Raw genomic sequence first — 22,198 nt, forward strand, 5'->3', positions numbered from 1 at the left:
CGGCTTCCGGCCGGGCACCCTCTCGTCGGCGTGCGGGACCTACGCGTCGGCCGCCGCGTCCGCCGCCTGGGCCTTCAGCGCGCGCTCGACGCCCGCGCGGGACTCCGAGACCAGGCGGCGCAGGGCCGCGTTCGGCTCGGCCGAGGACAGCCAGGAGTCCGTCCTGGCCAGGGTCTCCTCGGACACCTGGACCGACGGGTACAGGCCGACCGCGATCTGCTGGGCGATCTCGTGCGACCGGGAGTCCCAGACGCCCTTGACGACCTCGAAGTACCGGTCCGCGTACGGCGCCAGCAGCTCACGCTGGTCGGTCTGCACGAAGCCGCCGATCACGGCCTCCTGCACGGCGTTGGGCAGCTTGTCGGACTCGACGACCGACGCCCAGGCCTCCGCCTTGGCCTCCTCCGTCGGGCGGGCCGCGCGGGCGGTGGCCGCGTGCCGCTCACCGGCCGCCGTACGGTCCCGCTCGTACTCGGCGGCGATCTCCGCCTCGTCGAAACGGCCGACCGCCGCGAGCCGCTGCACGAACGCCCAGCGCAGCTCGGTGTCGACGGCCAGGCCCTCGACCGTCTGCGAACCGTCCAGCAGCGCCTCCAGCAGGTCGAGCTGCTCCGGGGTGCGGGCCGTCGCCGCGAAGGCCCGGGCCCAGGCGAGCTGGTGGTCGCCGCCCGGCTCGGCCGCACGCAGGTGGGCCAGCGTGGCGTCGGTCCAGCGGGTCAGCAGGGCCTCCCGGGCCGCCGGGTCCGCGTACAGGTCGATCGCGAGCTTCACCTGGCGGTGCAGCGACTGCACGACACCGATGTCGGACTCCTTGCCGATGCCCGACAGGACGAGGGACAGGTAGTCGCGGGTGGCCAGCTCGCCGTCGCGGGTCATGTCCCACGCCGACGCCCAGCACAGCGCGCGCGGCAGCGACGCCTCGAAGTCGCCGAGGTGCTCGGTGACAGCCTGCAGCGACACCTCGTCCAGGCGGACCTTGGCGTACGACAGGTCGTCGTCGTTGAGCAGGATCACCGCCGGGCGCGGCCGGCCCGCGAGCTGCGGTACGGCGGTCAGCTCGCCGTCGACGTCCAGCTCGATCCGGTCGGTGCGCACCAGCTTGCCGTTGCCGTCCAGGTCGTACAGGCCGATCGCGATGCGGTGCGGGCGCAGGGTGGGCTCGCCCTTGGCGCCGGCGGGCAGGGCGGGGGCCTCCTGGCGGACGGCGAAGGAGGTGACGGCGCCCTCGGCGTCCGTCTCGATCTCCGGACGCAGGACGTTGATCCCGGCCGTCTCCAGCCACTTCTTCGACCAGGTCTTCAGGTCCCGGCCGGAGGTCTCCTCCAGGGCGCCCAGCAGGTCCGACAGGCGCGTGTTGCCGTACGCGTGGCGCTTGAAGTAGGCCTGCACGCCCTGGAAGAACTCGTCCTCGCCGACGTACGCCACGAGCTGCTTGAGCACGCTCGCGCCCTTGGCGTAGGTGATGCCGTCGAAGTTGACCAGCACGTCGTCCAGGTCGCGGATGTCCGCCATGATCGGGTGCGTGGACGGCAGCTGGTCCTGCCGGTACGCCCAGGTCTTCATCGAGTTGGCGAACGTGGTCCACGAGTGCGGCCACTTCGAGCCGGGCGCGGCGGCCTGGCAGGCGATGGAGGTGTAGGTGGCGAACGACTCGTTCAGCCACAGGTCGTTCCACCACTCCATGGTGACCAGGTCGCCGAACCACATGTGGGCCAGCTCGTGCAGGATGGTCTCGGCCCGCACCTCGTACGCCGCGTCGGTCACCTTGGACCGGAAGACGTACTGGTCACGGATGGTGACCGCGCCCGCGTTCTCCATCGCTCCCGCGTTGAACTCGGGCACGAAGAGCTGGTCGTACTTGGCGAACGGGTAGGCGTAGTCGAACTTCTCCTGGAACCAGTCGAAGCCCTGCCGGGTCACCTCGAAGATCGCGTCCGAGTCCAGGAACTCGGCGAGCGAGGGCCGGCAGTAGATGCCGAGCGGCACGCTCTGCCCGTCCTTCTCGTACACGCTGTGCACCGAGTGGTAGGGCCCGACGATCAGCGCCGTGATGTACGACGAGATCCGGGGCGTCGGCTCGAAGGCCCAGACGTTGTCCTTCGGCTCCGGCGTCGGCGAGTTGGAGATGACCGTCCAGCCCTCGGGGGCCTTCACCGTGAACTGGAAGGTCGCCTTCAGGTCGGGCTGCTCGAAGGAGGCGAAGACCCGGCGGGCGTCCGGCACCTCGAACTGGGTGTAGAGGTAGGCCTGCTCGTCGACCGGGTCGACGAAGCGGTGCAGGCCCTCGCCGGTGTTGGTGTAGGCGCAGTCCGCGACGACCCGCAGGATGTTGCGGCCCTCCAGCAGCCCGGGCAGCGCGATCCGCGAGTCCTTGAAGACCTCGGCGGTGTCCAGCGCGTCCCCGTTCAGCGTGACCTCGTGCACGGTCGGCGCGACCAGGTCGATGAAGGATTCGGCGCCGCCCCGGGCGACGTCGAAGCGCACCGTGGTCACGGACCGGTAGGTACCGCCCTCCTGCGCGCCGGAGAGGTCGAGTTCTACCTCGTACGAGTCAACGGTGAGCAGCTCGGCCCGCTGCTGCGCCTCTTCGCGAGTCAGGTTTGTGCCAGGCACGCGGTCATCTCCTCGTTATGTGTGGGTTCGGCCATCCTTCCACGCGACCTGCGGCGGAGGCGACGTTCGAGGGCCGCCACGACCAGGCCCTAGGGAAAGCCCTATACCTCTGCGCCGGCACCCCGCGGACCGGAGGACAGCCGCCCCGGAACGGGAGCGGGGCGGGCACCCGCGTGGTGCCCGCCCCGACGTGCCGTACGGCGTCGGCCGTCAGCCCTTCAGCTCGGCCGCCACCAGCTCCGCGATCTGGACCGCGTTCAGCGCCGCGCCCTTGCGGAGGTTGTCGTTGGAGAGGAACAGGGCCAGGCCGTTCTCCACCGTCTCGTCGCGGCGGATGCGGCCGACGTACGACGGGTCCTTGCCGGCCGCCTGCAGCGGGGTCGGGATGTCGGAGAGGGCGACGCCGGGGGCGCCGGCCAGCAGCTCGGTCGCGCGCTCCGGGGTGATCGGACGGGCGAACCGGGCGTTGACCTGGAGGGAGTGGCCGGAGAAGACCGGGACGCGCACGCAGGTGCCGGAGACCTTCAGCTCGGGGATCTCCAGGATCTTGCGGGACTCGTTGCGCAGCTTCTGCTCCTCGTCGGTCTCGTTCAGACCGTCCTCGACGAGGTTGCCGGCGAAGGGCAGCACGTTGAAGGCGATGGTGCGCTTGTAGACCCCCGGCTCGGGGAAGTCGACCGCCTCGCCGTCGTGGGTCAGCTTGTCGGCGTCGGCGGCCACCTTCTGCACCTGGCCGTGCAGCTCGGCCACGCCCGCGAGGCCGGAGCCGGACACCGCCTGGTACGTGGCGACGACCAGCGCCTCGAGGCCGGCCTCCTCGTGCAGCGGCTTCAGGACCGGCATCGCGGCCATCGTGGTGCAGTTCGGGTTGGCGATGATGCCCTTGGGGCGGTCGGCGATCGCGTGCGGGTTGACCTCGGAGACCACCAGCGGGACCTCGGGGTCCTTGCGCCAGGCGGAGGAGTTGTCGATGACGACCGCGCCCTGGGAGGCGACCTTCTCGGCCAGCGCCTTGGAGGTGGCGCCACCGGCGGAGAAGAGGACGATGTCGAGGCCCGTGTAGTCGGCGGTCGACGCGTCCTCCACGGTCACGCCGTCCAGCACGGTGCCGGCCGAGCGGGCCGAGGCGAACAGGCGCAGCTCGGTGACCGGGAAGGCGCGCTCGACGAGGATCCTGCGCATGACCGTGCCGACCTGACCGGTGGCTCCGACGATTCCGACCCTCACGGCGACTCCCTCTGGTGTAGTGCTGGCTGTACTGCTGCTGCGGTGCGTGACCGGGGCTTTCCATCATGCGGCCGACCCCGGCCCACGTGTCCAATTCTTTGCCGGGCCCGCCCGAGGAGTGGGACGCGATCATCCGGTGCCCGGTTCCCGGACGTCCGCTTCCGGCCCCAGCTGAGCTGCAGATATTCCCTCCGCCAGGGGTGTGCGCCGGAAGCTGTGCTGTCCCGGACCCTGCCCGGTCGGGTTCCGGCCACACGGCGGTGTGACGTACGCCTCTGAACGTTCCGGGCGGGTGCGGCGTCGTAGGGGCAGCGAACGCGTGAGGGGGTGGGCTGGTGCTGCGCGGAGGGACGCGCCGCGAGCGGGGTGCGCACGCCGGTGGCGGCGACCGTGCCGGCGGGGATCCGCTGGACGCGGTCCAGGAACGCCGGGTGCGGGCGGTGCTCGCGCTCGGTGGCGTGCCGCAGGCGGACCTGCCGGACGGGGTGCAGCAGGTACGCCTGCGGCTGCTGGAGCGGGCCGCGAGCGGACGCGAGGCGCCGCGGGACGTGTCGGCGTGGGCGGCGGTGGTGGCCTCCAACCTGGCCATGGACTGGCACCGGGCCAAGCGGCGCCAGGAGCGGCTGGGGGAGCGGCTGGCGTCGCTGCGGGAGCCGGCGCACCCCTCCGGGGAGGAGACCAGCCTGCTCTCCCTGGCCGTCGCCCAGGGCCTGGACGAGCTGCCCGACCTGCAGCGCCAGGTCGTGGTGCTGCGCTTCTTCGCCGATCTGCCGGTGCGGGGGATCGCCGAGGAGCTGGGCATTCCCGAGGGCACGGTCAAGAGCAGGCTGCACACGGCGGTCCGCGCGCTGCGGGACCGGCTGCACGAGGACGAGGTGGTGTGAGGTGCCCGCCGAACACGAGCGCGAGAACGCGGGGCACCCCGAGCGGTACACCGGCTCCGGACCGGACCCCCTCATGGCGGCCATCACGGACACCCCCCTGCCGGACGAGGACCGCACCGACCCGGCCCGTCTCACCGAGCACCGGGCGGCCCGGAGCGACGTGGCCCTGCTGAGGGAACAGCTCACGTGGCTGGCGGAGGCCCTCACGGGGGAGAGCCTCGAGGAGGCCGCCGAGGGTGCGGCCGAGGCGCCGCCGGCGGACGGCGGGGCCGGCCGGGGTGGGGTGCGGGAGCGGAGTGCCGTGCGGCCCGGCGGGGCCGGGCGGGCGCCTCGGGGCGGGCGGGGCCCGGGTCGCCGGCGGGGGGCGCGGGTCGCCCTGGGGGCGCTGGCCGGTACCGCCGCGCTCTCGCTGGTCGTCGTCGGGTTCGGCTGGGTCGTGACGCACACCGGCGTCTCGGCGAACGGTGCGAGCAGCGCCGCCGCGGACAAGAGGGCGGACCAGGCGTCCGGCAAGGCGTCGGGGAAGAGCGGGAGGCCGGCCGATCCGGAACGCGAGCTGGCCTGTTCCCGGCTGGTCGTGGAGGGCACCGTGACCCGGGTCCAGCGACAGGAGTCGTCGCCGTCCAGCCGGGTCACGCTGTCCGTCATCCGCGCCTACAAGCCCGCGCACGGACCGGCCGTGGTCACCGTCCTGCTCGACCGCGGCGCGCGGCCGGCACCGCGCACCGGCCAGCACGTCCTCGTCCGGGTCGGCCGCGACCGGCAGACCGCGAGCCTGTGGGCCGTGGGCGACGCCCGCGTGTCGGCCGAGCGCGCCTGGATCACCGAGGCCCTCCCCGGCTCCCGCACCACCACCTGCCCACCCGCCCCCTAGGGGGCCGGCAGCTCCCTGCCCGCCCCCGAATATTGCCCTGCCACCCCCACCGGCCCGCGTTAACGTCCCCCCATGCGACGGAACTTGAGGGTGGCGGCCTACGCCGTGTGTGTCCGGGACGGGCGGATTCTGCTCGCGAGGTCGCCGGGGCCCGGCGGGGTGCCCGAGTGGGTGCTGCCCGGTGGCGGGATGGAGCACGGGGAGGATCCGTACGACACCGTCCACCGTGAGCTGATGGAGGAGACCGGTTACCGCGTTCGGGTGACCGGGCTGCTCGGCGTCCACTCCTTCAACCTCGTCGGCGACCCGCGGACCGGCCGCCGCACCGACCACCACGGTGTGCGGATCGTGTACGAGGCCGAGGTCGTCGGCGGTGAACTGCGCTTCGAGGTCGGCGGGTCCACCGACTTCGCCGCCTGGCAGGACCTGGACGCCGTGCCGGGCCTGGCCCGGGTGCCGCTCGTCGACGTCGCCCTGCGGCTGTGGCGCGAGCGCCCGGTGGACGGGCACCTGGGCCCCGAGGGCCGTCCCCTGCCCGAGGAGATGAACACGGAGTGACCGGACTCCGGCCGGTCACGATCCACTCGATGACCGCACTCCCCAGCCCGTGATCCCCGTACGGTGATCGGCGCTGCGCGTTGCCGCCGCGTTCACGCGCAGGTCATCCCCGGTGCCAACCATCGCTGGTGAGCGGGGCGTTCGCGTCCGCGACGACCCGCGACCACTGCCGACGCGTTCGCACTCGGGGAGATCGCGCCATGTCGCGCACACGCTCTGTCGCCGCCTCCGCCCTGGGGGTCCACCGCCGTACCGTCCTCGCCGCCGCCGGAGCGGTCTCGCTCTCCGCGGGCGCCGGCTACGCCCTGCGTCCCACCGACAGCCACGCCGCCACCGGTACCGAGGCCCCGGTCGCCGCCTCCCGGAAGGTGACCCCGGCGGCCCCGCTCGTGCCCTACACCAAGGGCACCACCCTCGCCTCCGTCGCCGCCCCCCGCACCAGCTCCGGCTACCGGCGCCTCGGCGACGGCCCCGGCTGGAAGCGGGTGGTGCGCGACGAACTGGCCGCCCCCAAGTCGGGTCGCGCCGACCGCCGTACCGCCCTGGCGGCGTTCGTGCAGTTCACCGACCTGCACCTGATGGACGTGCAGCACCCGCTGCGCCTGGAGTACCTGCGCGCCCACGACCCGCACGCCTGGCGCCCGCACGAGGCGCTCACCGTGCCCGGTGCGATCTCGCTGGTCGAGCGGGTCAACGCGCTGCGCGGCGCCCCCGTGACCGGCGCCCCGCTGCACTTCGTCATGACCACCGGCGACAACACCGACAACAACGCCCACTCGGAGCTGGAGTGGTTCATGAAGGTGATGAGCGGCGGCCGCATCACCCCGAACTCCGGGGACCCCCGCCACTACGAGGGCGTGCAGAACAGCGGTCTGAAGCTGTACTGGCAGCCCGACTCCACCGCCCGCGACGGCGACAAGGCGCTCGGCTTCCCGCACCTGAAGGGCTTCCTGGCCGCCGCGATCCGCGAGGTGCGAAGCCCCGGTCTGAACCTGCCCTGGTACTCCACCGTCGGCAACCACGACAACCTTCCGCTCGGCTGCTACGGCTCCCACGGCGACCCCTATCTCGCCGAGGCGGCCATCGCCGGCAAGAAGCTGTTCAGCGCCTCCGCCGCCGACGCCAAGAAGCTCCAGGACGCCATCAAGCACGCCACCGACCCCAAGGGCACCGGGTACCGGGACTTCCTCAAGGCCCATGCGCGCTCCATGCGCTCGGTCACGCCGGACGAGAAGCGGGCCCCGTACACCCCGGCCGACTACCTCAAGGCCCATCTCGACCCCGCCCACCAGGGGCTCGGCCCGGCCGGCCACGGCTACTCCTCGGCGAACCTGGACGCGGGCACCCAGTACTACGCCTTCCGCATCTCCGAGGACGTCATCGGCATCAGCCTCGACACCACCGACCCCGGCGGCCACTACGAGGGCTCGATCGGCACCGCCCAGCTGAAGTGGCTGGAGAAGACGCTGAAGGACAACAAGGACTCCTACGCCGTCGTCTTCAGCCACCACACCAGCACGACGATGACCAACACCCGCCCCGACCCGTCCCGCCCGGGCGAGCGCCGCCACAACGGCGCCGAGGTGGTGTCCGTCCTCGCCTCCCACCCGGGCGTGCTGGCCTGGGTGAACGGCCACGTCCACAAGAACGTCGTCACCCCGCACCGGGCCTCCGGCAACCGCTCCTTCTGGGAGATCTCCACCGCCTCGCACGTCGACCATCCCCAGCTGGCCCGCGTCATCGAGCTGGTGGACAACAAGGACGGCACGATCTCGGTGTTCACCACGCTGATCGAGTCCGCCGCCCCGCACCGCACCGACTACACCGACCTCTCCCAGACCGGTCTGGCGGCCCTGTACCGTGAGCTGTCCTTCAATGCCCCGGGGGCGATCAGGACGCTGGCGGGCGGCGCGGACGACCGGAACACCGAGCTGGTCCTGAGGAAGGGCTGAAAGTCACTCAACCGGCCTACACCGGTGCAACCTTCGCGCATGCCGCCCGGTCCCTCACCCCGACCGAACCGCACGGAACAGTTGGGGAAGACATGCGCGTACGTACGACTCTGACGGGCGCCGGCGCCCTGCTCCTCTCGGTGGTCCTGGCGGGCCCGGCGGCCGTGGCCGCCCCCGCCGCGGCCGGCCGCTCCGCCGACGGGCACGCGGCCACCCGCCGGGCGATCGAGGAAACGGTGGAGGCCGGGGTGCCCGGGGTGACGGCCACCGCGAAGGACGCCCGCGGCACCTGGTCCGCCACGGCCGGCGTCGGCGACCTGCGCACCGGCGAGCCGCGCTCGGCCGCCGACCGCTACCGCGTCGGCAGCATCACCAAGACGTTCGTCGCCACCGTCCTGCTCCAGCTGGAGGCGGAGGGCCGGCTGTCGCTGGACGACACGGTGGACAAGTGGCTGCCGGGCGTGGTCCGCGGCCACGGCCACGACGGCCGCCGCATCACCGTCCGTCAACTCCTCAACCACACCAGCGGCATCTACAACTACACGGCCGACGCGGACTTCGCCCGGACCTACTTCACCGAGGACGGCTTCCTCCAGCACCGCTACGACACGCTCACCCCGCGCGATCTGGTGGCGATCGCCATGCGCCACCAGCCCGACTTCGCGCCCGGCACGTCCTGGAACTACTCCAACACCAACTACGTCCTCGCCGGCATGGTGATCGAGAGTGTGACGGGCCACTCGTACGCCACCGAGATCGCCCGCCGCGTCATCGAGCCGCTGCGTCTGCGGGCCACCTCCCTGCCCGGCACCCGGGTCACGGTGCCGCGGCCCAGCAGCCGCGCCTATTCCAAGCTCGCGCTGACGGCGACGGGCCCGACGTACGACGTCACGACCCTCAATCCGTCCCTCGCCTCCTCGGCCGGTGAAATGATCTCGAATTCCGCGGATCTCGACCGCTTCTACAGCGCGCTGCTCCGCGGAAAGCTGCTGCCGCCCGCGCAGCTGAAGGAAATGAAGACCACGGTGGCCGTCGACGGCGCACCCCGCACGCGCTACGGCCTCGGCCTCATGGAGTCCACCCTGACCTGCGGCGTTCGCGTCTGGGGCCACGACGGCGGCATCCACGGCTCCGCGTCCTCGGCGGTGACCACGACGGACGGCCGGCATTCCTTCGCCCTCAATTTCAACGGGGACTGGACCGGCGACACGGGTGCCGTGATCGAAAAGGAATTCTGTTAGTCAACGTTTCATTCGCGTCATTGCGCGTTAACCCGGACGCAATGTCCGTACCGCCTCATATCGGCTAACCCGCTGTTCACGGGGATGGCTCGATCTGGTTGCAAGGCGGGTGGTCGCATGCGCACAGGGCGCGGACTGCGTGTGCTGTCGGTCTACGAGGGCTTCTTCTCGGGAGGAGCCCGGATCGTCCACAGCGACGTCGTACGGGGACTGGCCGAGGGCGGCCAGTCCCATCAGGTGCTCAGCATCCACGGAGAGGTCCACCGCGAGGCCACCCGGCAGCGCATGGAGGACGACGCCTGCTACCGCTCGCTCACCGCGGCCGGGGTCGCGGTCACCTCGCTGGGCCGCACCGCCGGCCTGGTCGACGGCTCGGTCGCGGCGTCGGTTTTCAGCGGGCCGGAACTGGCCGAAACCGCTCGGTCGATGGCGGCGGCCGATGTGATCCTCTCCCTGAAGGAGCAGCCGCTCGCCCTGCTGAACCAGGCCGGCCTGCCCCGCCGCCCGGTCGTGGTCTGCCTGCACCGCTCCGACCCCGCGGGCCAGGGCCCGGCCCTGGACGAGCTGAAGGCGGCCATCGCCGACGGCACGGTCGCGGCCTGTGTGTGCTGCGCCGAGTCGACCCGGGCGGCCTACCGGGCGGCGGGCGTCCCGGGCGAGCTGCTGCACGTCATCCCCAACGGCGTCGACCTCCTCCGGTTCCGTCCCGACGCGGCGGCCCGGCTCGCCTTCCGCGCCTGCCTGGGGATCCCGGCCGCGGCGCCGGTGGTGGTCTTCGCGGCCCGGTACGCCCCGATGAAGAACGTCCCGCTCCTCCTCGGCGCCGCCCGCACCTGGCTGGCCCGGGAGGACGCCGGGCACGTGGTGCTGTGCGGTGCGGGCATGACGCGGACGAACCCCGCCCTGCGGGCCGACCTGGAGCGCGCCCTGGCCGGGGAGCCCCGGCTCGCGGACCGGGTGCACCTGCTCGGCGTCCGGCACGACATGGAGGCGGTGTACGCCGGTGCCGACGTCGTCGCCCTGACCTCCGTCTCGGGGGAGGCGGCGCCGCTGTGTCTGATCGAGGGCATGATGTGCGGCGCGGTGCCGGTGACGACCGACGTCGGCGACAGCGCGGCGATCGTGGCGGGCCACGGCTTCGTCACCCCGCCCGAGCCCGGCGCCGTGGCCCTGGCCTGGTCGGCGGCCGTCGCCGGGCGCGCCGCTCTCGCCCCCGCCCTGGAACGCAGCCGCGAGCGCTTCAGCCGCACCCGCATGATCGCCGCGTACGCCGCCCTGCTGGACCGGGTCCGCGCCTCCCGCCTCGGCGGCCGCCCGGTCGCCGCGACGGACGAGCTGTAGCCGGCCGCGCAACGAGGAGGGGCCACCGGTGCACAGGCCCGGTGGCCCCTCCTCTCCCCTCCTGATGCTCTCCCCGGCCGTCACTACCGGGGCAGCACCACGACGTACGCCGCCGGGTCACGGTCGGCGGAGGCCATCAGCGCCGTGCGGATCACCGTGGCCTGCTGCTCCAGGGACTCCCGCAGCTTCCTCGGGGTGAGGTACACGACCGTGATCCCGAGCCGTTCCAGGTGCTCCCGCTTGCGCGCGTACTCCGACCACATCGCGTCCTCCTCCTGGCGCGGGGCCCGCGTGTCGAGCTCCACCGCCACCGCCTGCTCCGGCCAGTAGGCGTCCACGCCGCCGAGGTGGGGGCCGCCGGGCAGGCGCAGGTCCACGTTCCAGACCGGGTCGGGCAGGCCGTACTCGCCGACCATCCGGTACAGCCGGTCCTCCGCGACCGCCCGCCCGGCGGCGACGAGCGAGTCCACCGCGTCCACCACGTGCGGCCGGTTCAGAAGCTTCGCGCTGGTCAACTCCCGCACGACGGACACCGGTTCGCAGTGGCCTCCGCGCACCGCCTCGGTCAGCAGCCGCCGTACCACCGCGGCGTCCGTCAGTTCCGCCACCGCGTCCGCCAGGGCGCGCGGCACCGGGGCCACCGGCAGGCCCGTCACCGTGCGGGGCGTGGGCAGGGCCGGGGTGCGCAGGACGCGGACGTAGCCGGTGGAGCGCAGCCGGCGCAGGCGGGGGACCAGGACGTCGACGCGGTCCAGGGACAGCAGCGGCGGGGTGGAGGAGAAGCCGTACAGGGTGAGGGCCGCGAGGCCCGTGATCATCGCCTCCGGGTACGGCGTGCGGTGCGGCTCGTCGGCGCCGGGCTGGGCCGGGACGCCCGGCGCCGACTCCCGGGCCGCGTACAGCAGGGCGCCGTGCAGCCGCTCCTCGCTGGTCGGCGGGCCGGGGTGGAGGAGGACGACGTTCGGCAGCAGCAGCTGCCAGGGGCCGCCGGAGCGGCACTGCTCGTTCAGCTCGGCCGTGCTCACACCGTGGGAGCGCAGCTGAGCCGTCGTCAGGACCCTGCGGTGGGTGTCGCCGAGGTGGGCCAGGGGGCGGGGGGAGAGCGGGGTGTTGTGCGTCATGGCGTCGGGATTCCCGCCTCCGGTCCCACCCTTAACCGCTGTTACACGCCCGTCGCACAATGCGGACAAGACCGCCCTAAAGGACGCGTGTTCGGATGCCGAGTGGACACCGATAACCCCTGGTCCGATCGGGTGCGGACCAGGGGTTACGGGCGCTATTGAATGAATTCCGTAACGGTCACCGAGACCGTGACCTCAGGCCAAAGCTCAGTGGCCGGCCTCCGCGTCGCACGCCTGTCCGCGCAGCGCCCGTGCCAGGTCGTCCCGCGCCTCCAGCACCAGCCGGCGCAGGGCCGGAGCGGCACCCTCGTGCGCCTCCAGCCACGCGTCCGCCGCCCGCAGCGTCTCGGGCGAGTCCTGCAGCGACGGGAACAGCCCCCGCACGACGTCCATGCCGATCTGGATGGAGCGCTCCCGCCACACCCGCTCGATCACCGCGAAGTACTTCTGCGCGTACGGCGCGGTCAGCTCCCGCTGCGAGGGCTGCCCGAAGCCCGCGATCGTCGCCTCCACGAGCGCGTTCGACAGGGCGTCGGACTCCACCACCTGCGCCCACGCCTGCGCCTTCACCGCCGCCGACGGGCGGGCCGCCAGGCAGCGCACCTGGTGGCGCTTGCCGGAGGCCGTGTCGTCCCGGGCCAGTTCGGCCGCCAGCGCCGCCTCGTCCGCCGCCCCGTGCGCGGCCAGCGGCTCCAGGAACGCCCAGCGCAGCTCCTGGTCCACCTCCAGGCCCTCGACCGACTCGGTGCCGTCCAGCAGGCCCTTGAGCAGGGCCAGGTCCGCGTCGGCGGAGGCGACGGAGGCGAAGAAACGCGCCCAGGCCAGCTGGTGCTCACTGCCCGGCTCGGCCGCCCGCAGCTCCCGCAGGGCACCCTCCGCCACCAGGCGGCCGCCCTGCTCGCGCCACTCGGGCGCCGCGTAGTGCACCAGCGCCGAGTCCGCCCACGCGTGCAGCATCTGCAGCACCCCGATGTCCGACTCGCGGCCCGCGAACCGCAGCACCAGGTCCACGAAGTCCCGCGCCGGAAGCAGCGCGTCCCGGGTCAGGTTCCACAGCGCCGACCAGCACAGCGCCCGGGCCAGCGGATCGGTCAGCGCACCCAGGTGCTCGCGCAGGGCCGCCAGCGAGGTCGTGTCGAAGCGGATCTTGCAGTAGGTCAGGTCGTCGTCGTTGACCAGGACCAGCTCCGGCGCCTCGGCGCCCGCCAGTTCGGCCACGACCGTACGCGCGCCGTGCACGTCCGTCTCCACGCGCGCGTACCGCTCCAGGGCGCCCTCGGGGGTACGGCGGTACAGGCCCACCGCCACCCGGTGCGGGCGCAGCTCCGGATGGGTCTCCGGTGCCTCCTGCACGATCGCCAGCTCGGCGATCCGGCCGCCCTCGGTGTCCAGCAGCACCTGCGGGGTCAGCGAGTTCACTCCGGCCGTCTGCAGCCAGGAGCGGGACCACTCCGTCATGTCCCGCCCGCTGGTCTCCGCCAGCACCGACAGCAGGTCGCCCAGGCGCGTGTTGCCGTACGCGTGGCGCTTGAAGTAGCGGCGGGCGCCCTCCAGGAAGGCGTCCTGGCCGACGTACGCCACGAGCTGCTTGAGCACGGAGGCGCCCTTGGCGTAGGTGATGCCGTCGAAGTTGAGCTTGGCGTCCTGCAGGTCGTGGATGTCCGCCGTGATCGGGTGCGTGGAGGGCAGCTGGTCCGCGCGGTACGCCCAGGCCTTGCGGCGGTTGGCGAAGGTGATCCAGGCATCCGTGAAGCGGGTCGCACCGACGTTGGCGAAGGTCCCCATGAAGTCCGCGAAGGACTCCTTCAGCCACAGGTCGTCCCACCACTCCATGGTGACCAGGTCGCCGAACCACATGTGCGCCATCTCGTGCAGGATGACGTTGGCCCGCGCCTCGTACGACGCCCGCGTCACCTTCCCGCGGAAGATGTACTCCTCCCGGAACGTCACCAGGCCCGGGTTCTCCATCGCCCCCAGGTTGTACTCCGGGACGAACGCCTGGTCGTACTTCCCGAAGGGGTACGGGTGGTCGAAGTGGTCGTGGAAGAAGTCCAGGCCCTGCTTGGTGATCAGGAAGACGTCGTCGGCGTCGAAGTGCGGGGCCAGGCCCTTGCGGCACATCGCGCCGAGCGGGATCTCCAGCTTGCTGCCGTCTTCCAGGACCCGCTCGTAGCGGTCCGTCACATAGTGGTACGGCCCCGCCACCACGCACGTGATGTACGTCGAGATCGGCTTCGTCTCCGCGAACCGCCAGACCCCGTCCGCGAGTTCGCCGGCGCCGTTGCTCCACACCGTCCACCCCTCGGGCGCCCGCACCGCGAAGCGGTAGGGCGCCTTCAGGTCCGGCTGCTCGAAGTTGGCGAAGACCCGGCGGGCGTCGGCCGGCTCGTACTGCGTGTAGAGGTAGACCTCGCCGTCCTCGGGGTCCACGAAGCGGTGCAGGCCCTCGCCGGTGCGGGAGTAGGCGCACTGGGCGTCGACCGTCAGCTCGTTCTCGGCGGCCAGGTCCTCCAGCAGGATGCGGGAGCCGTCGAAGACCTCCCCGGGGTCCAGGTCCTTGCCGTTGAGCGTCACGGCCGTCACACCGGGCGCGAGCAGATCGGCGAAGCTCGACGCGCCCGGCTCGTTGCAGCGGAACCGGATCGTGGTGACCGAGCGGAAGGTGCGCGGCTCGCCGTCCCCGTCGGCGACGGCGGAGCGCAGGTCCAGCTCCACGTCGTACCCGTCGACGGACAGCAGCGCGGCCCGCTCCCGGGCCTCGTCGCGGGTCAGATTCTCACCGGGCACAGCGGCACTCCCTTGTGGTCGCTCGGACACCTGAAGAACAGGACCGATCCTGCCATGCGCCCCTGACAGGGCACACCGGGGGAATGCCCGCACGCCCGGGGATGTTGACGTTTCACACGCCCGTTCCGCTGAGGAGAAGCATGTCCGAGACCGCGACCACGCCCGGCAAGACCCCCGTGGACTTCTGGTTCGACCCGCTGTGCCCCTGGGCCTGGATGACCTCCCGCTGGGTGCTGGAGGTCGAGAAGGTCCGCGACATCGAGGTGCGCTGGCACATCATGAGCCTCGCCGTGCTCAACGAGGACAGGCTGGAGGAGCTGCCCGAGCAGTACCGGGAGATGCTCGCCACCAAGGCCTGGCAGCCGGTGCGCGTGGTCACCGCCGCCTGGCAGAAGCACGGCGCGGACGTCCTCGGCCCCCTCTACACCGCGCTCGGCACCCGCATCCACAACCAGGGCGAGGGCCCGACCCTGGAGGCCATCGCCGGCGCCCTCGCCGACGTCGGCCTGCCCGCCGAGCTGATCGAGTACGCCGAGCAGCAGGACTTCGAGTTCGACGCCGAGCTGCGCGCCTCCCACAAGGAGGGCATCGAGAAGGTGGGCCAGGACGTCGGCACCCCGGTCATCGCCGTTCCCGGCCCCGACGGCGAGCAGATCGCGTTCTTCGGCCCCGTCGTCACCCCCGCCCCGCAGGGCGAGGAGGCGGCCCGCCTGTGGGACGGCACCCTCGCCGTGGCCTCCGTGCCCGGCTTCTACGAGCTGAAGCGCACCCGCACCAAGGGTCCCGACTTCAGCAACCTGTAGTCCCTCGGCGGAGCACCCCCGTGAGTCGCGTCCTCACGGGGGCCTCCTTCCACCCGCCTGCCCGTGAAAGGTGAGAAGACGATCACGAGGCAGGACGTTCTCAGGGCGCGAGCAGCAGCACGTCCGCGCGGGACCTGGCCGGCCTCGTACCGGCGGGCCACGTCCTGCCGGTCGACCACCTGCCACATCGCCTCTGGTGGTCGTAGACCTGCTCGACGATCAGCCGCGAGCCTTATTGCAAGCCTATTGCAACTACACGCTGGCAACAACAGTGCCCGGGGCAGCGCAAAGGCCCCCACGTGTCGTACGTGAGGGCCTTGTTGTGGAGTGGGACCGGCTCAGCGGCGGGCGCGCACCCGCTGCCACGCGTACCCCGCCGCCGCCAGGCACAGCGTCATCCCGCCCGAGGAGTACAGCTGCACCCGGGTCTCGGGCCGCCGGGCCATCAGGACGAAGACCGCCGCCATCCCGGCCAGCGCGACCCAGGTCAGCCACGGGAACGCCCACATGCGCACCACCAGCTTCTCGGGGGCCTCGCGCTCCACCCGGCGGCGCAGCAGCAGCTGGGAGACCGCGATGAAGATCCAGACGACGAGGATGACCGCGCCGATCATGTTCAGCAGCCACGGGAAGACGTCGTCCGGGCGCCAGTAACTGAGCAGGACGCAGCCGAAGCCGACGACCGAGGAGGTCAGCACCGCGATCCGGGGCACCCCGCCGGAGACCCTCGCCAGCACCCTCGGGCCCAGGCCGCGCTCCACCAGCGAGTGGGCGATGCGCGAGGAGCCGTAGATGTTGGCGTTCATCGCCGAGAGCAGGGCCACCAGGACGACCACGTTCATCAGCTGCCCGGCGCCGGGGATGCCGAGGTGGTCCAGGGCGGCGACGTAGGGGCCCTTCGTCACGACCTCCTCGGAGTTCCAGGGGACCAGAGTGACGACGACCGCCATCGAGCCGATGTAGAACAGCGCGATGCGCCACATCGCGGTGCGGACGGCGCTCGCCACGCCCCGCACCGGGTCGGCGGACTCGGCCGCCGCGATGGTGACCGTCTCCAGGCCGCCGTAGGCGAAGACGGAGGCCAGCAGGCCCACGACCAGGCCGTCGCTGCCGTGCGGCAGGAAGTCGGTGAGGTGGGCGGCGCCGGGGGAGTCCGTGCCGGGCAGCACGCCCGCGACGGCCAGCACCCCGAGGACGAGGAACAGGCTGATCGCGCCGACCTTCAGTGCCGCGAACCAGAACTCGAACTCGCCGAAGTTCTTCACGGCGGCCAGGTTCGCGCCGCAGAACACCACCATGAACAGGGCGACCCAGGCCCACTGCGGGGTGCCCGGGAGCCAGCCCTGGACGATCTTCGCGGCGCCGATCCCCTCCAGGCCGACGGCCGTGCACAGCAGCACCCAGAACGACCAGCCGGCGGCGAACCCGGCCCAGGGGCCGAGGGCCCGCTCGGCGTGCGCGGAGAAGGAGCCCGAGGACGGGTACGCGGCCGACATCTCGCCGAGCATCCGCATCACCAGCATCACCAGCAGCCCGGAGAGGGCGTAGGCGACGACGATGGACGGGCCGGCGGCGGCGATTCCCGCGCCGGAGCCGACGAACAGGCCGGCGCCGATCACCCCGCCGAGGGCGATCATCGACAGATGGCGCTGCTTGAGGCCGTGGGAGAGGGAGGCGCTGCGCTGCTGCGGAGGCGTCTCGAGGGTGGTGCGGGGCATGGGCGCGTCTCGTCCAAGCAAGAGATGGGCAAAATCGCCCCACAGTCTGGGCGGCCCGTCCGCTCACGCGGAGGAGCCGCCCAGTATTCGGACACCCGCTTGCACACAGGGTGAGACGGTGGTTACGCCGCCACGGGCGTGTAGTGCGAGGCGTCGCCCTCGATCGCGTAGCTCTCCTTGCCCTCGATGCCGACCGGGACGTCACCGGCGACGGTCACCCGGTGCAGGCGGCGCGGCAGGCCGTCGTAGTTGTCGATGGCGTAGTGCTGGGTGATGCGGTTGTCGAAGAGGACCAGTTCGTTCTCCGCCCAGCGGTGGCGCAGGATGTTCTCCGGCCGGGTGACGTAGCCCTGCAGCAGGTCCAGGATCTTGCGGGACTCCCCGGCCGACAGGCCCACGATCCGCTGCGCGAACCCGCCGATGAACAGCCCGCGCTCGCCGGTCAGCGGATGGACGCGGACCACCGGGTGGGCCGTGCGGTACGTGATGGACGTGAACCGGGCGCGCTGGGCGGCCTTCTCCTCGTCGATGTCCTCGTCCGCCACCGCGTAGTCGTAGTCGTTGGTGTGCTCCGCCCACAGCGTGTCGGCCAGGCGCCGCAGCGGCTCGGGCAGGTCGCGGTAGGCGGCGCCCGCGTTGGCGATCAGGGTCTCGCCGCCGTACGGCGGGATCGTGATCGAGCGCAGGCTGGTGGCCTGCGGCGGGTTGAGGACGAAGGTGACGTCGGTGTGCCAGTGGTTGGCGCGCCCGCGCTCGCTGTCCACGGGCAGCACGTTCGGGGCGCCGTCCACGGCGCCGACGGTCGGGTGGGCGGTGGTCAGGTCGCCGAGGTGGCGGACGAAGGCCTGCTGGCCGGCGTCGTCCAGGCCGTGGGCGTCGAACACGAGCGCCTTGTGGGCGTTCAGCGCCTCCCGGATCCCGGCGGCCTCCTCCGGGGCGAGCGGCCGGGTGATGTCGACGCCGGAGACCCGGGCGCCGATGCGTGCGGTGACCTTGGTGATCTCGAGGGACATGCGGGGCTTCCTTTCGGGAGGATCAGGCGAACGCGGGCGCGAGGTACTGGTTGGCGGGGCGGGGAAGGCCGTAGCGCTCCCGGAGGGTCTGGCGGGGGCCGTACTCCGCGCGGAACAGGCCACGGGCGCGCAGGACCGGTACGACGTGCTCGACGAACGCCTCCAGGCCGGAGGGCAGCACGGCGGGCATGATGTTGAAGCCGTCCGCGGCTCCTTGCGTGAACCACGTCTCGATCTGGTCGGCGACCTGCTCGGGCGTGCCGGCGAAGGTGAGGTGCCCGCGTCCACCGCCCAGCCGCCCGATCAGCTGCCGCACGGTCAGCCGCTCGCGCCGGGCCAGCTCGACCACGAGGGTGTAGCGGCTCTTGGCGCCCTCGACGGCGGACTCCGGCGGCAGGTCGGCGGGCAGCGGGCCGTCCAGTTCGAGCGTCCCCGCGGGCAACTGAAGCAGGTTCTCCAGCCGGTCCACGCCGTGGTCGTACACGATGTGGTCCTCCAGCAGCCGCTCGGCGGCCCGCGCCTCGGCCTCGGTCGAGCCGAGCACCGGGACGATGCCGGGCAGCACCTTGAGGTGCTCGGGGTCCCGGCCGGCCCGCCCGGTGCGCGCCTTGAGGTCGGCGTAGAAGCCCTGCGCGTCGGCCAGGGTCTGCTGGGCGGTGAACACCGCCTCCGCGTACCGGGCGGCGAAGGCCTTGCCGTCGTCGGAGGAGCCCGCCTGCACCAGCAGCGGGTAACCCTGCGGGGTGCGCGGCACGTTGAGGGCGCCGGCGACGCTGAAGTACGTACCCTGGTGCCGGGGCGGGTGGACCTTGCTGTCGTCGCCCCAGACGCCGGCCGCCTTGTCGGCGACGATCGCGTCGTCCTCCCAGCTGTCCCACAGCTTCAGCGCCACGTCCAGGAACTCGGTGGCCCGGGCGTACCGCTCGGCGTGCGCGGGCTCGGCGTCCAGGCCGAAGTTGCGGGCGGCCTCGGCGCCCGCGGTGGTGACGATGTTCCAGCCGGCCCGGCCGCCGCTGATGATGTCCAGCGAGGCGAACTTGCGGGCCAGGTTGTAGGGCGAGTTGTAGGAGGTGGACGCCGTCGCGATCAGCCCGATGTGCTCGGTGGCCGTCGCCAGCGCGGTGAGCAGGGTGAGCGGCTCCAGCGCGCCGGCCGGGCGCTGCGCCAGGTTGGACCACAGCTGCGGGCCGTCGGCCAGGAAGAGCGAGTCGAAGGTGCCGCGCTCGGCGATCCGGGCCAGCTCCACGTAGTGGGCGAGGTCGACGTGCGCGTACGGGTCGCTCTCCGGCAGCCGCCACGAGGCCTCGTGATGGCCGGTGTTCATCAGGAACGCGTTCAGGTGCAGCGTGCGGGTCATGCGTGATCCTCCGTGACACCGAGGGCGGCCAGCAGCCGCTCGCGGTATTCGCCCAGCACCGGCTCGCGGTAGGAGCGCGGATGGGGGTGGTCGATGGTCAGGTCGAGGCCGATACGGCCCCGGTCGAGGACGAGGACCCGGTCCGCGAGCACGATGGCCTCGTCCACGTCGTGGGTGACGAGCAGCACCGACGGCCGGTGGCGCTGCCACAGGTCGCGCAGCAGGTGGTGCATCCGGATCCGGGTCAACGCGTCCAGCGCGCCGAACGGCTCGTCGGCCAGCAGCAGTTCGGGCTCGCGCACCAGGGAGCGGGCGAGCGCGGCGCGCTGCGCCTCGCCGCCGGACAGCTCCCCCGGCCAGGCCCGCTCGCGGCCCTTCAGCCCGACCTCCGCGAGGGCGGCCCGGCCGCGTGCGGCGGCGTCCTTGCCCTCCGCGCCCAGCAGCACGTTGTCCAGCACCCGGCGCCAGGGCAGCAGCCGGGAGTCCTGGAAGACGACGGACACCCGCTCGGGGGCGGTGAGCCGCCCGCTGCCGGCGACCCCGTGGTCGAGCCCGGCGACGGCCCGCAGCAGCGTCGACTTGCCCGAGCCGCTGTGCCCGAGCAGCGCGGTGAACTGCCCGGCGGGCAGGTCCAGGTCGATGCCGTCGAGGACGGTACGGCCCTCGAAGGACCGGGTCAGGCCGCGCAGCCGCACGGCGGGACGGGTCAGCTGCTCAGTGTGCGGCGCCACGACAGCACCCTCCGTTCGACGAGACGGACCACGCTGTCGGACACCAGGCCGAAGACGCCGTAGATCAGCAGGCCGACCAGGATCACGTCGGTCTGGCCGTAGTTCTGCGCCTGGAACATCATGTAGCCGAGGCCGCTGGTGGCGTTGATCTGCTCCAGGACCACCAGGCCCAGCCAGGAACCGGTGACACCGAGCCGGAGTCCCACGAAGAATCCGGGCAGCGCGCCGGGGATCACCACCTGCCGGACGAAGGCCGGCCGGGACAGGCCCTGCGCCTCGGCGAGTTCGACGTACCGGGTGTCGATGCCGGACAGCGCCGCATGCGTGTTGAGGTAGACGGGGACGTAGACGACGATCGCGATGATGGCGATCTTGAAGGTCTCGCCGATGCCCAGCCAGAGGATGAACAGCGGGATCAGACCGAGGGTCGGGATGGCCCGGTTGAGCTGCACCGTCCCGTCGATCAGCGCCTCCCCGGCCCGGCTGAGCCCGGAGGCGAGCGCGAGCAGCACGCCCGCGCTCAGGCCGATCGCGAAGCCGTACGCGGCCCGCCGCAAACTGGTCAGCACGTCCGTGGGCAGCGTGCCGTCCGTCCACAGGTGGACGGCCGTCCTGAGCACCGTCCAGGGCGCCGGGACGGCGCCCGTGTCGAGCGCTCCGGCGGCCGACGCGGCGGCCCACAGGGCGAGGACGGCCAGCGGACCGACGAGCCGGGCGGCGGGCAGCCGGCGCCCGGGCGAGAGCCGGCGGCGCCGGCGGACCTGGGGCAGTAGCTCCTCGGCGGCCGGGGCCGCCAGGGCTGTCGTGGTCGTGGTCACGGCGCTCACTTCCGGTACTCCGCCGGTACGGCCCGGGCGGCGATGGACTCGAAGCGGTGGTCGAAGAGGGTGGAGACGTCGAACTTCTTCACGAAGCCGCCGTCGGCCAGCAGGTCCGCGGTCTCCTGCTCCCAGGCGACGGCCTCGTCCCAGCTGGGCGGGAACAGCGGCTTGTTGGCGAGGGCGGTGATGGACTTCGCCTGGTCCGGGGTCAGGTTCTGCGTCTTGACGTAGAACTCCTCGTTCCAGACGTCCGGGTGCTCGTACGTCCACACCTGGCCCCGGGCCCACTCGGGGATGTACGCGGCGATCGCGGCCGCCTTCGCCGGGTCGTTCAGCACGGACTGCGGGGCCCACAGCAGGTTGAGCAGGTCGACCACGTCGGTGGTGACCGTGTGCGCGCCCTTGGCGCCGTACTGCTTGAGGTAGGCCGGCGCCTGGCTGTTGGCGAGCGGGGCCACGTCCACCTGGCCGGACTGCAGTGCGGTGAGGAACTGGTTGCTGGTCAGCGGGATCAGCTTGACCTCGTCGTACGCCAGGCCCGCCTTCTTCAGCGCCCGCAGCAGGACGACACCCTGCGCCTGCCCCTGGGAGAAGGCGAGCTTCTTGCCCTTGAAGTCTAGGACCGTGCGGATGTCGCTGCCGGGCTTGGTGGCGAAGAGGTAGTTGGGCTTGCGGGTGACGTTGATCGCCACGATCTTCGCCTGGAAGCCCTGGTAGTGCGCCTGGATCGGCGGGATGCCCGCGTTGTTGGCCAGGTCCAGGGACTTGGCGCGGAACGCGTTGATGACGTCCGGGCCCGCCCCGATGTTCAGCCAGCCCGCCACCGTGAACGGCAGCCTGGGCAGCTTCGCCAGCTTGAACTGCAACTGCTGGACGTTCTGGTACGAGGCGATCTTCAGGCTGGTGCCGGCCGGGACCTTGTCGGCGAGCGGCTTCGTCGCGGCGGCCTGCGTGTCGGCGGCCGCGTCGCCCTTCGCGCAGCCGCCGACCCCCAGCACGGCGGCCGACGCACCCAGCACAGAGGTGAGAAACAGTCGGCGGTCGAGACCGGTAACGGATGGAGAAGGCATGGGAAGACTCCTGGATGCACGGAGCGGAAAGGCAGACGGAATTCCGGACGGGCCGCATACCGGATGTGGGGGAATCCCGGACGGGAA

Annotated in this window: 17 protein-coding genes; 7 read left to right on the forward strand and 10 right to left on the reverse strand. The window is 72.2% G+C overall.

Translation table 11 applies throughout. From position 1 onward, the window contains the following. Positions 1–39 precede the first annotated feature (39 nt). A complete protein-coding gene (gene pepN, locus ACZ404_RS06035; RefSeq protein WP_468436362.1) occupies positions 40–2,613 on the reverse strand; it encodes an aminopeptidase N in 2,574 nt (857 codons plus the stop codon). A 210-nt stretch (positions 2,614–2,823) separates the two neighbouring features. After that, positions 2,824–3,840 (reverse strand): aspartate-semialdehyde dehydrogenase, encoded by a 1,017-nt coding sequence (locus tag ACZ404_RS06040; protein WP_468436364.1) that lies wholly within the window; start codon positions 3,838–3,840, stop codon positions 2,824–2,826. A gap of 335 nt (positions 3,841–4,175) precedes the next feature. On the opposite strand from ACZ404_RS06040, the gene ACZ404_RS06045 reads away from it, so the two are divergent. From ACZ404_RS06045 to ACZ404_RS06070, 6 genes are all read left to right on the forward strand, one after another. Beyond that, positions 4,176–4,724, forward strand: coding sequence for a sigma-70 family RNA polymerase sigma factor (locus ACZ404_RS06045; RefSeq protein WP_468436365.1), 549 nt, complete (start codon positions 4,176–4,178; stop codon positions 4,722–4,724). Between the two features lies 1 nt (position 4,725). Next, positions 4,726–5,598 carry a hypothetical protein gene (locus ACZ404_RS06050; RefSeq protein ID WP_468436366.1) on the forward strand — a complete coding sequence of 291 codons (873 nt, stop codon included), beginning with the start codon at positions 4,726–4,728 and terminating at the stop codon, positions 5,596–5,598. Between the two features lie 72 nt (positions 5,599–5,670). Continuing rightward, positions 5,671–6,156 (forward strand): NUDIX hydrolase, encoded by a 486-nt coding sequence (locus ACZ404_RS06055; protein WP_468436367.1) that lies wholly within the window; start codon positions 5,671–5,673, stop codon positions 6,154–6,156. Between the two features lie 200 nt (positions 6,157–6,356). Continuing rightward, complete coding sequence (locus ACZ404_RS06060; RefSeq protein WP_468436369.1) at positions 6,357–8,108, forward strand: TIGR03767 family metallophosphoesterase; 1,752 nt, start codon at positions 6,357–6,359, stop codon at positions 8,106–8,108. Positions 8,109–8,200: 92 nt separating this feature from the next. After that, positions 8,201–9,349, forward strand: a complete 1,149-nt coding sequence (locus ACZ404_RS06065; RefSeq protein ID WP_468436371.1) for a serine hydrolase domain-containing protein — start codon at positions 8,201–8,203, stop codon at positions 9,347–9,349. Positions 9,350–9,490: 141 nt separating this feature from the next. Then, a complete protein-coding gene (locus ACZ404_RS06070) occupies positions 9,491–10,690 on the forward strand; it encodes a glycosyltransferase (protein WP_468437158.1) in 1,200 nt (399 codons plus the stop codon). Positions 10,691–10,773: 83 nt separating this feature from the next. On the opposite strand, the gene ACZ404_RS06075 is transcribed toward ACZ404_RS06070, so the two are convergent. Together ACZ404_RS06075 and pepN (ACZ404_RS06080) are read right to left on the reverse strand one after the other, a co-directional pair. Further along, a complete protein-coding gene (locus ACZ404_RS06075) occupies positions 10,774–11,811 on the reverse strand; it encodes a hypothetical protein (protein WP_468436373.1) in 1,038 nt (345 codons plus the stop codon). Positions 11,812–12,018: 207 nt separating this feature from the next. After that, positions 12,019–14,598: an aminopeptidase N gene (gene pepN, locus ACZ404_RS06080; RefSeq protein ID WP_468436375.1), complete on the reverse strand. Its 2,580-nt coding sequence runs from the start codon at positions 14,596–14,598 to the stop codon at positions 12,019–12,021. A 140-nt stretch (positions 14,599–14,738) separates the two neighbouring features. Between pepN (ACZ404_RS06080) and ACZ404_RS06085 the strand changes: the two genes are divergently transcribed. After that, positions 14,739–15,401, forward strand: coding sequence for a mycothiol-dependent nitroreductase Rv2466c family protein (locus ACZ404_RS06085; RefSeq protein WP_468436377.1), 663 nt, complete (start codon positions 14,739–14,741; stop codon positions 15,399–15,401). A 338-nt stretch (positions 15,402–15,739) separates the two neighbouring features. Here the strand turns inward: ACZ404_RS06085 and ACZ404_RS06090 are convergent, their stop codons facing one another. The 6 genes from ACZ404_RS06090 to ACZ404_RS06115 form a co-directional block, all read right to left on the reverse strand. Beyond that, on the reverse strand, positions 15,740–17,119 hold the full coding sequence (locus ACZ404_RS06090; RefSeq protein WP_468436379.1) for an amino acid permease: 1,380 nt from the start codon (positions 17,117–17,119) through the stop codon (positions 15,740–15,742). Between the two features lie 122 nt (positions 17,120–17,241). Further along, on the reverse strand, positions 17,242–18,132 hold the full coding sequence (locus ACZ404_RS06095) for a TauD/TfdA dioxygenase family protein (protein ID WP_468436381.1): 891 nt from the start codon (positions 18,130–18,132) through the stop codon (positions 17,242–17,244). A 22-nt stretch (positions 18,133–18,154) separates the two neighbouring features. Next, positions 18,155–19,489: an LLM class flavin-dependent oxidoreductase gene (locus ACZ404_RS06100; RefSeq protein ID WP_468436383.1), complete on the reverse strand. Its 1,335-nt coding sequence runs from the start codon at positions 19,487–19,489 to the stop codon at positions 18,155–18,157. Further along, the gene (locus ACZ404_RS06105) at positions 19,486–20,220 is read right to left on the reverse strand and encodes an ABC transporter ATP-binding protein (RefSeq protein WP_468436385.1); all 735 of its coding nucleotides are present in this window, start codon (positions 20,218–20,220) and stop codon (positions 19,486–19,488) included. The genes ACZ404_RS06100 and ACZ404_RS06105 overlap by 4 nt, the downstream gene beginning before the upstream one ends. Then, positions 20,196–21,047 (reverse strand): ABC transporter permease, encoded by an 852-nt coding sequence (locus ACZ404_RS06110; RefSeq protein ID WP_468436387.1) that lies wholly within the window; start codon positions 21,045–21,047, stop codon positions 20,196–20,198. The genes ACZ404_RS06105 and ACZ404_RS06110 overlap by 25 nt, the downstream gene beginning before the upstream one ends. Next, positions 21,044–22,111: an ABC transporter substrate-binding protein gene (locus tag ACZ404_RS06115; protein ID WP_468436389.1), complete on the reverse strand. Its 1,068-nt coding sequence runs from the start codon at positions 22,109–22,111 to the stop codon at positions 21,044–21,046. The genes ACZ404_RS06110 and ACZ404_RS06115 overlap by 4 nt, the downstream gene beginning before the upstream one ends. Between the last annotated feature and the right edge of the window lie 87 nt (positions 22,112–22,198).

The sequence above is a fragment of the Streptomyces sp. NPDC030798 genome (assembly GCF_055572275.1).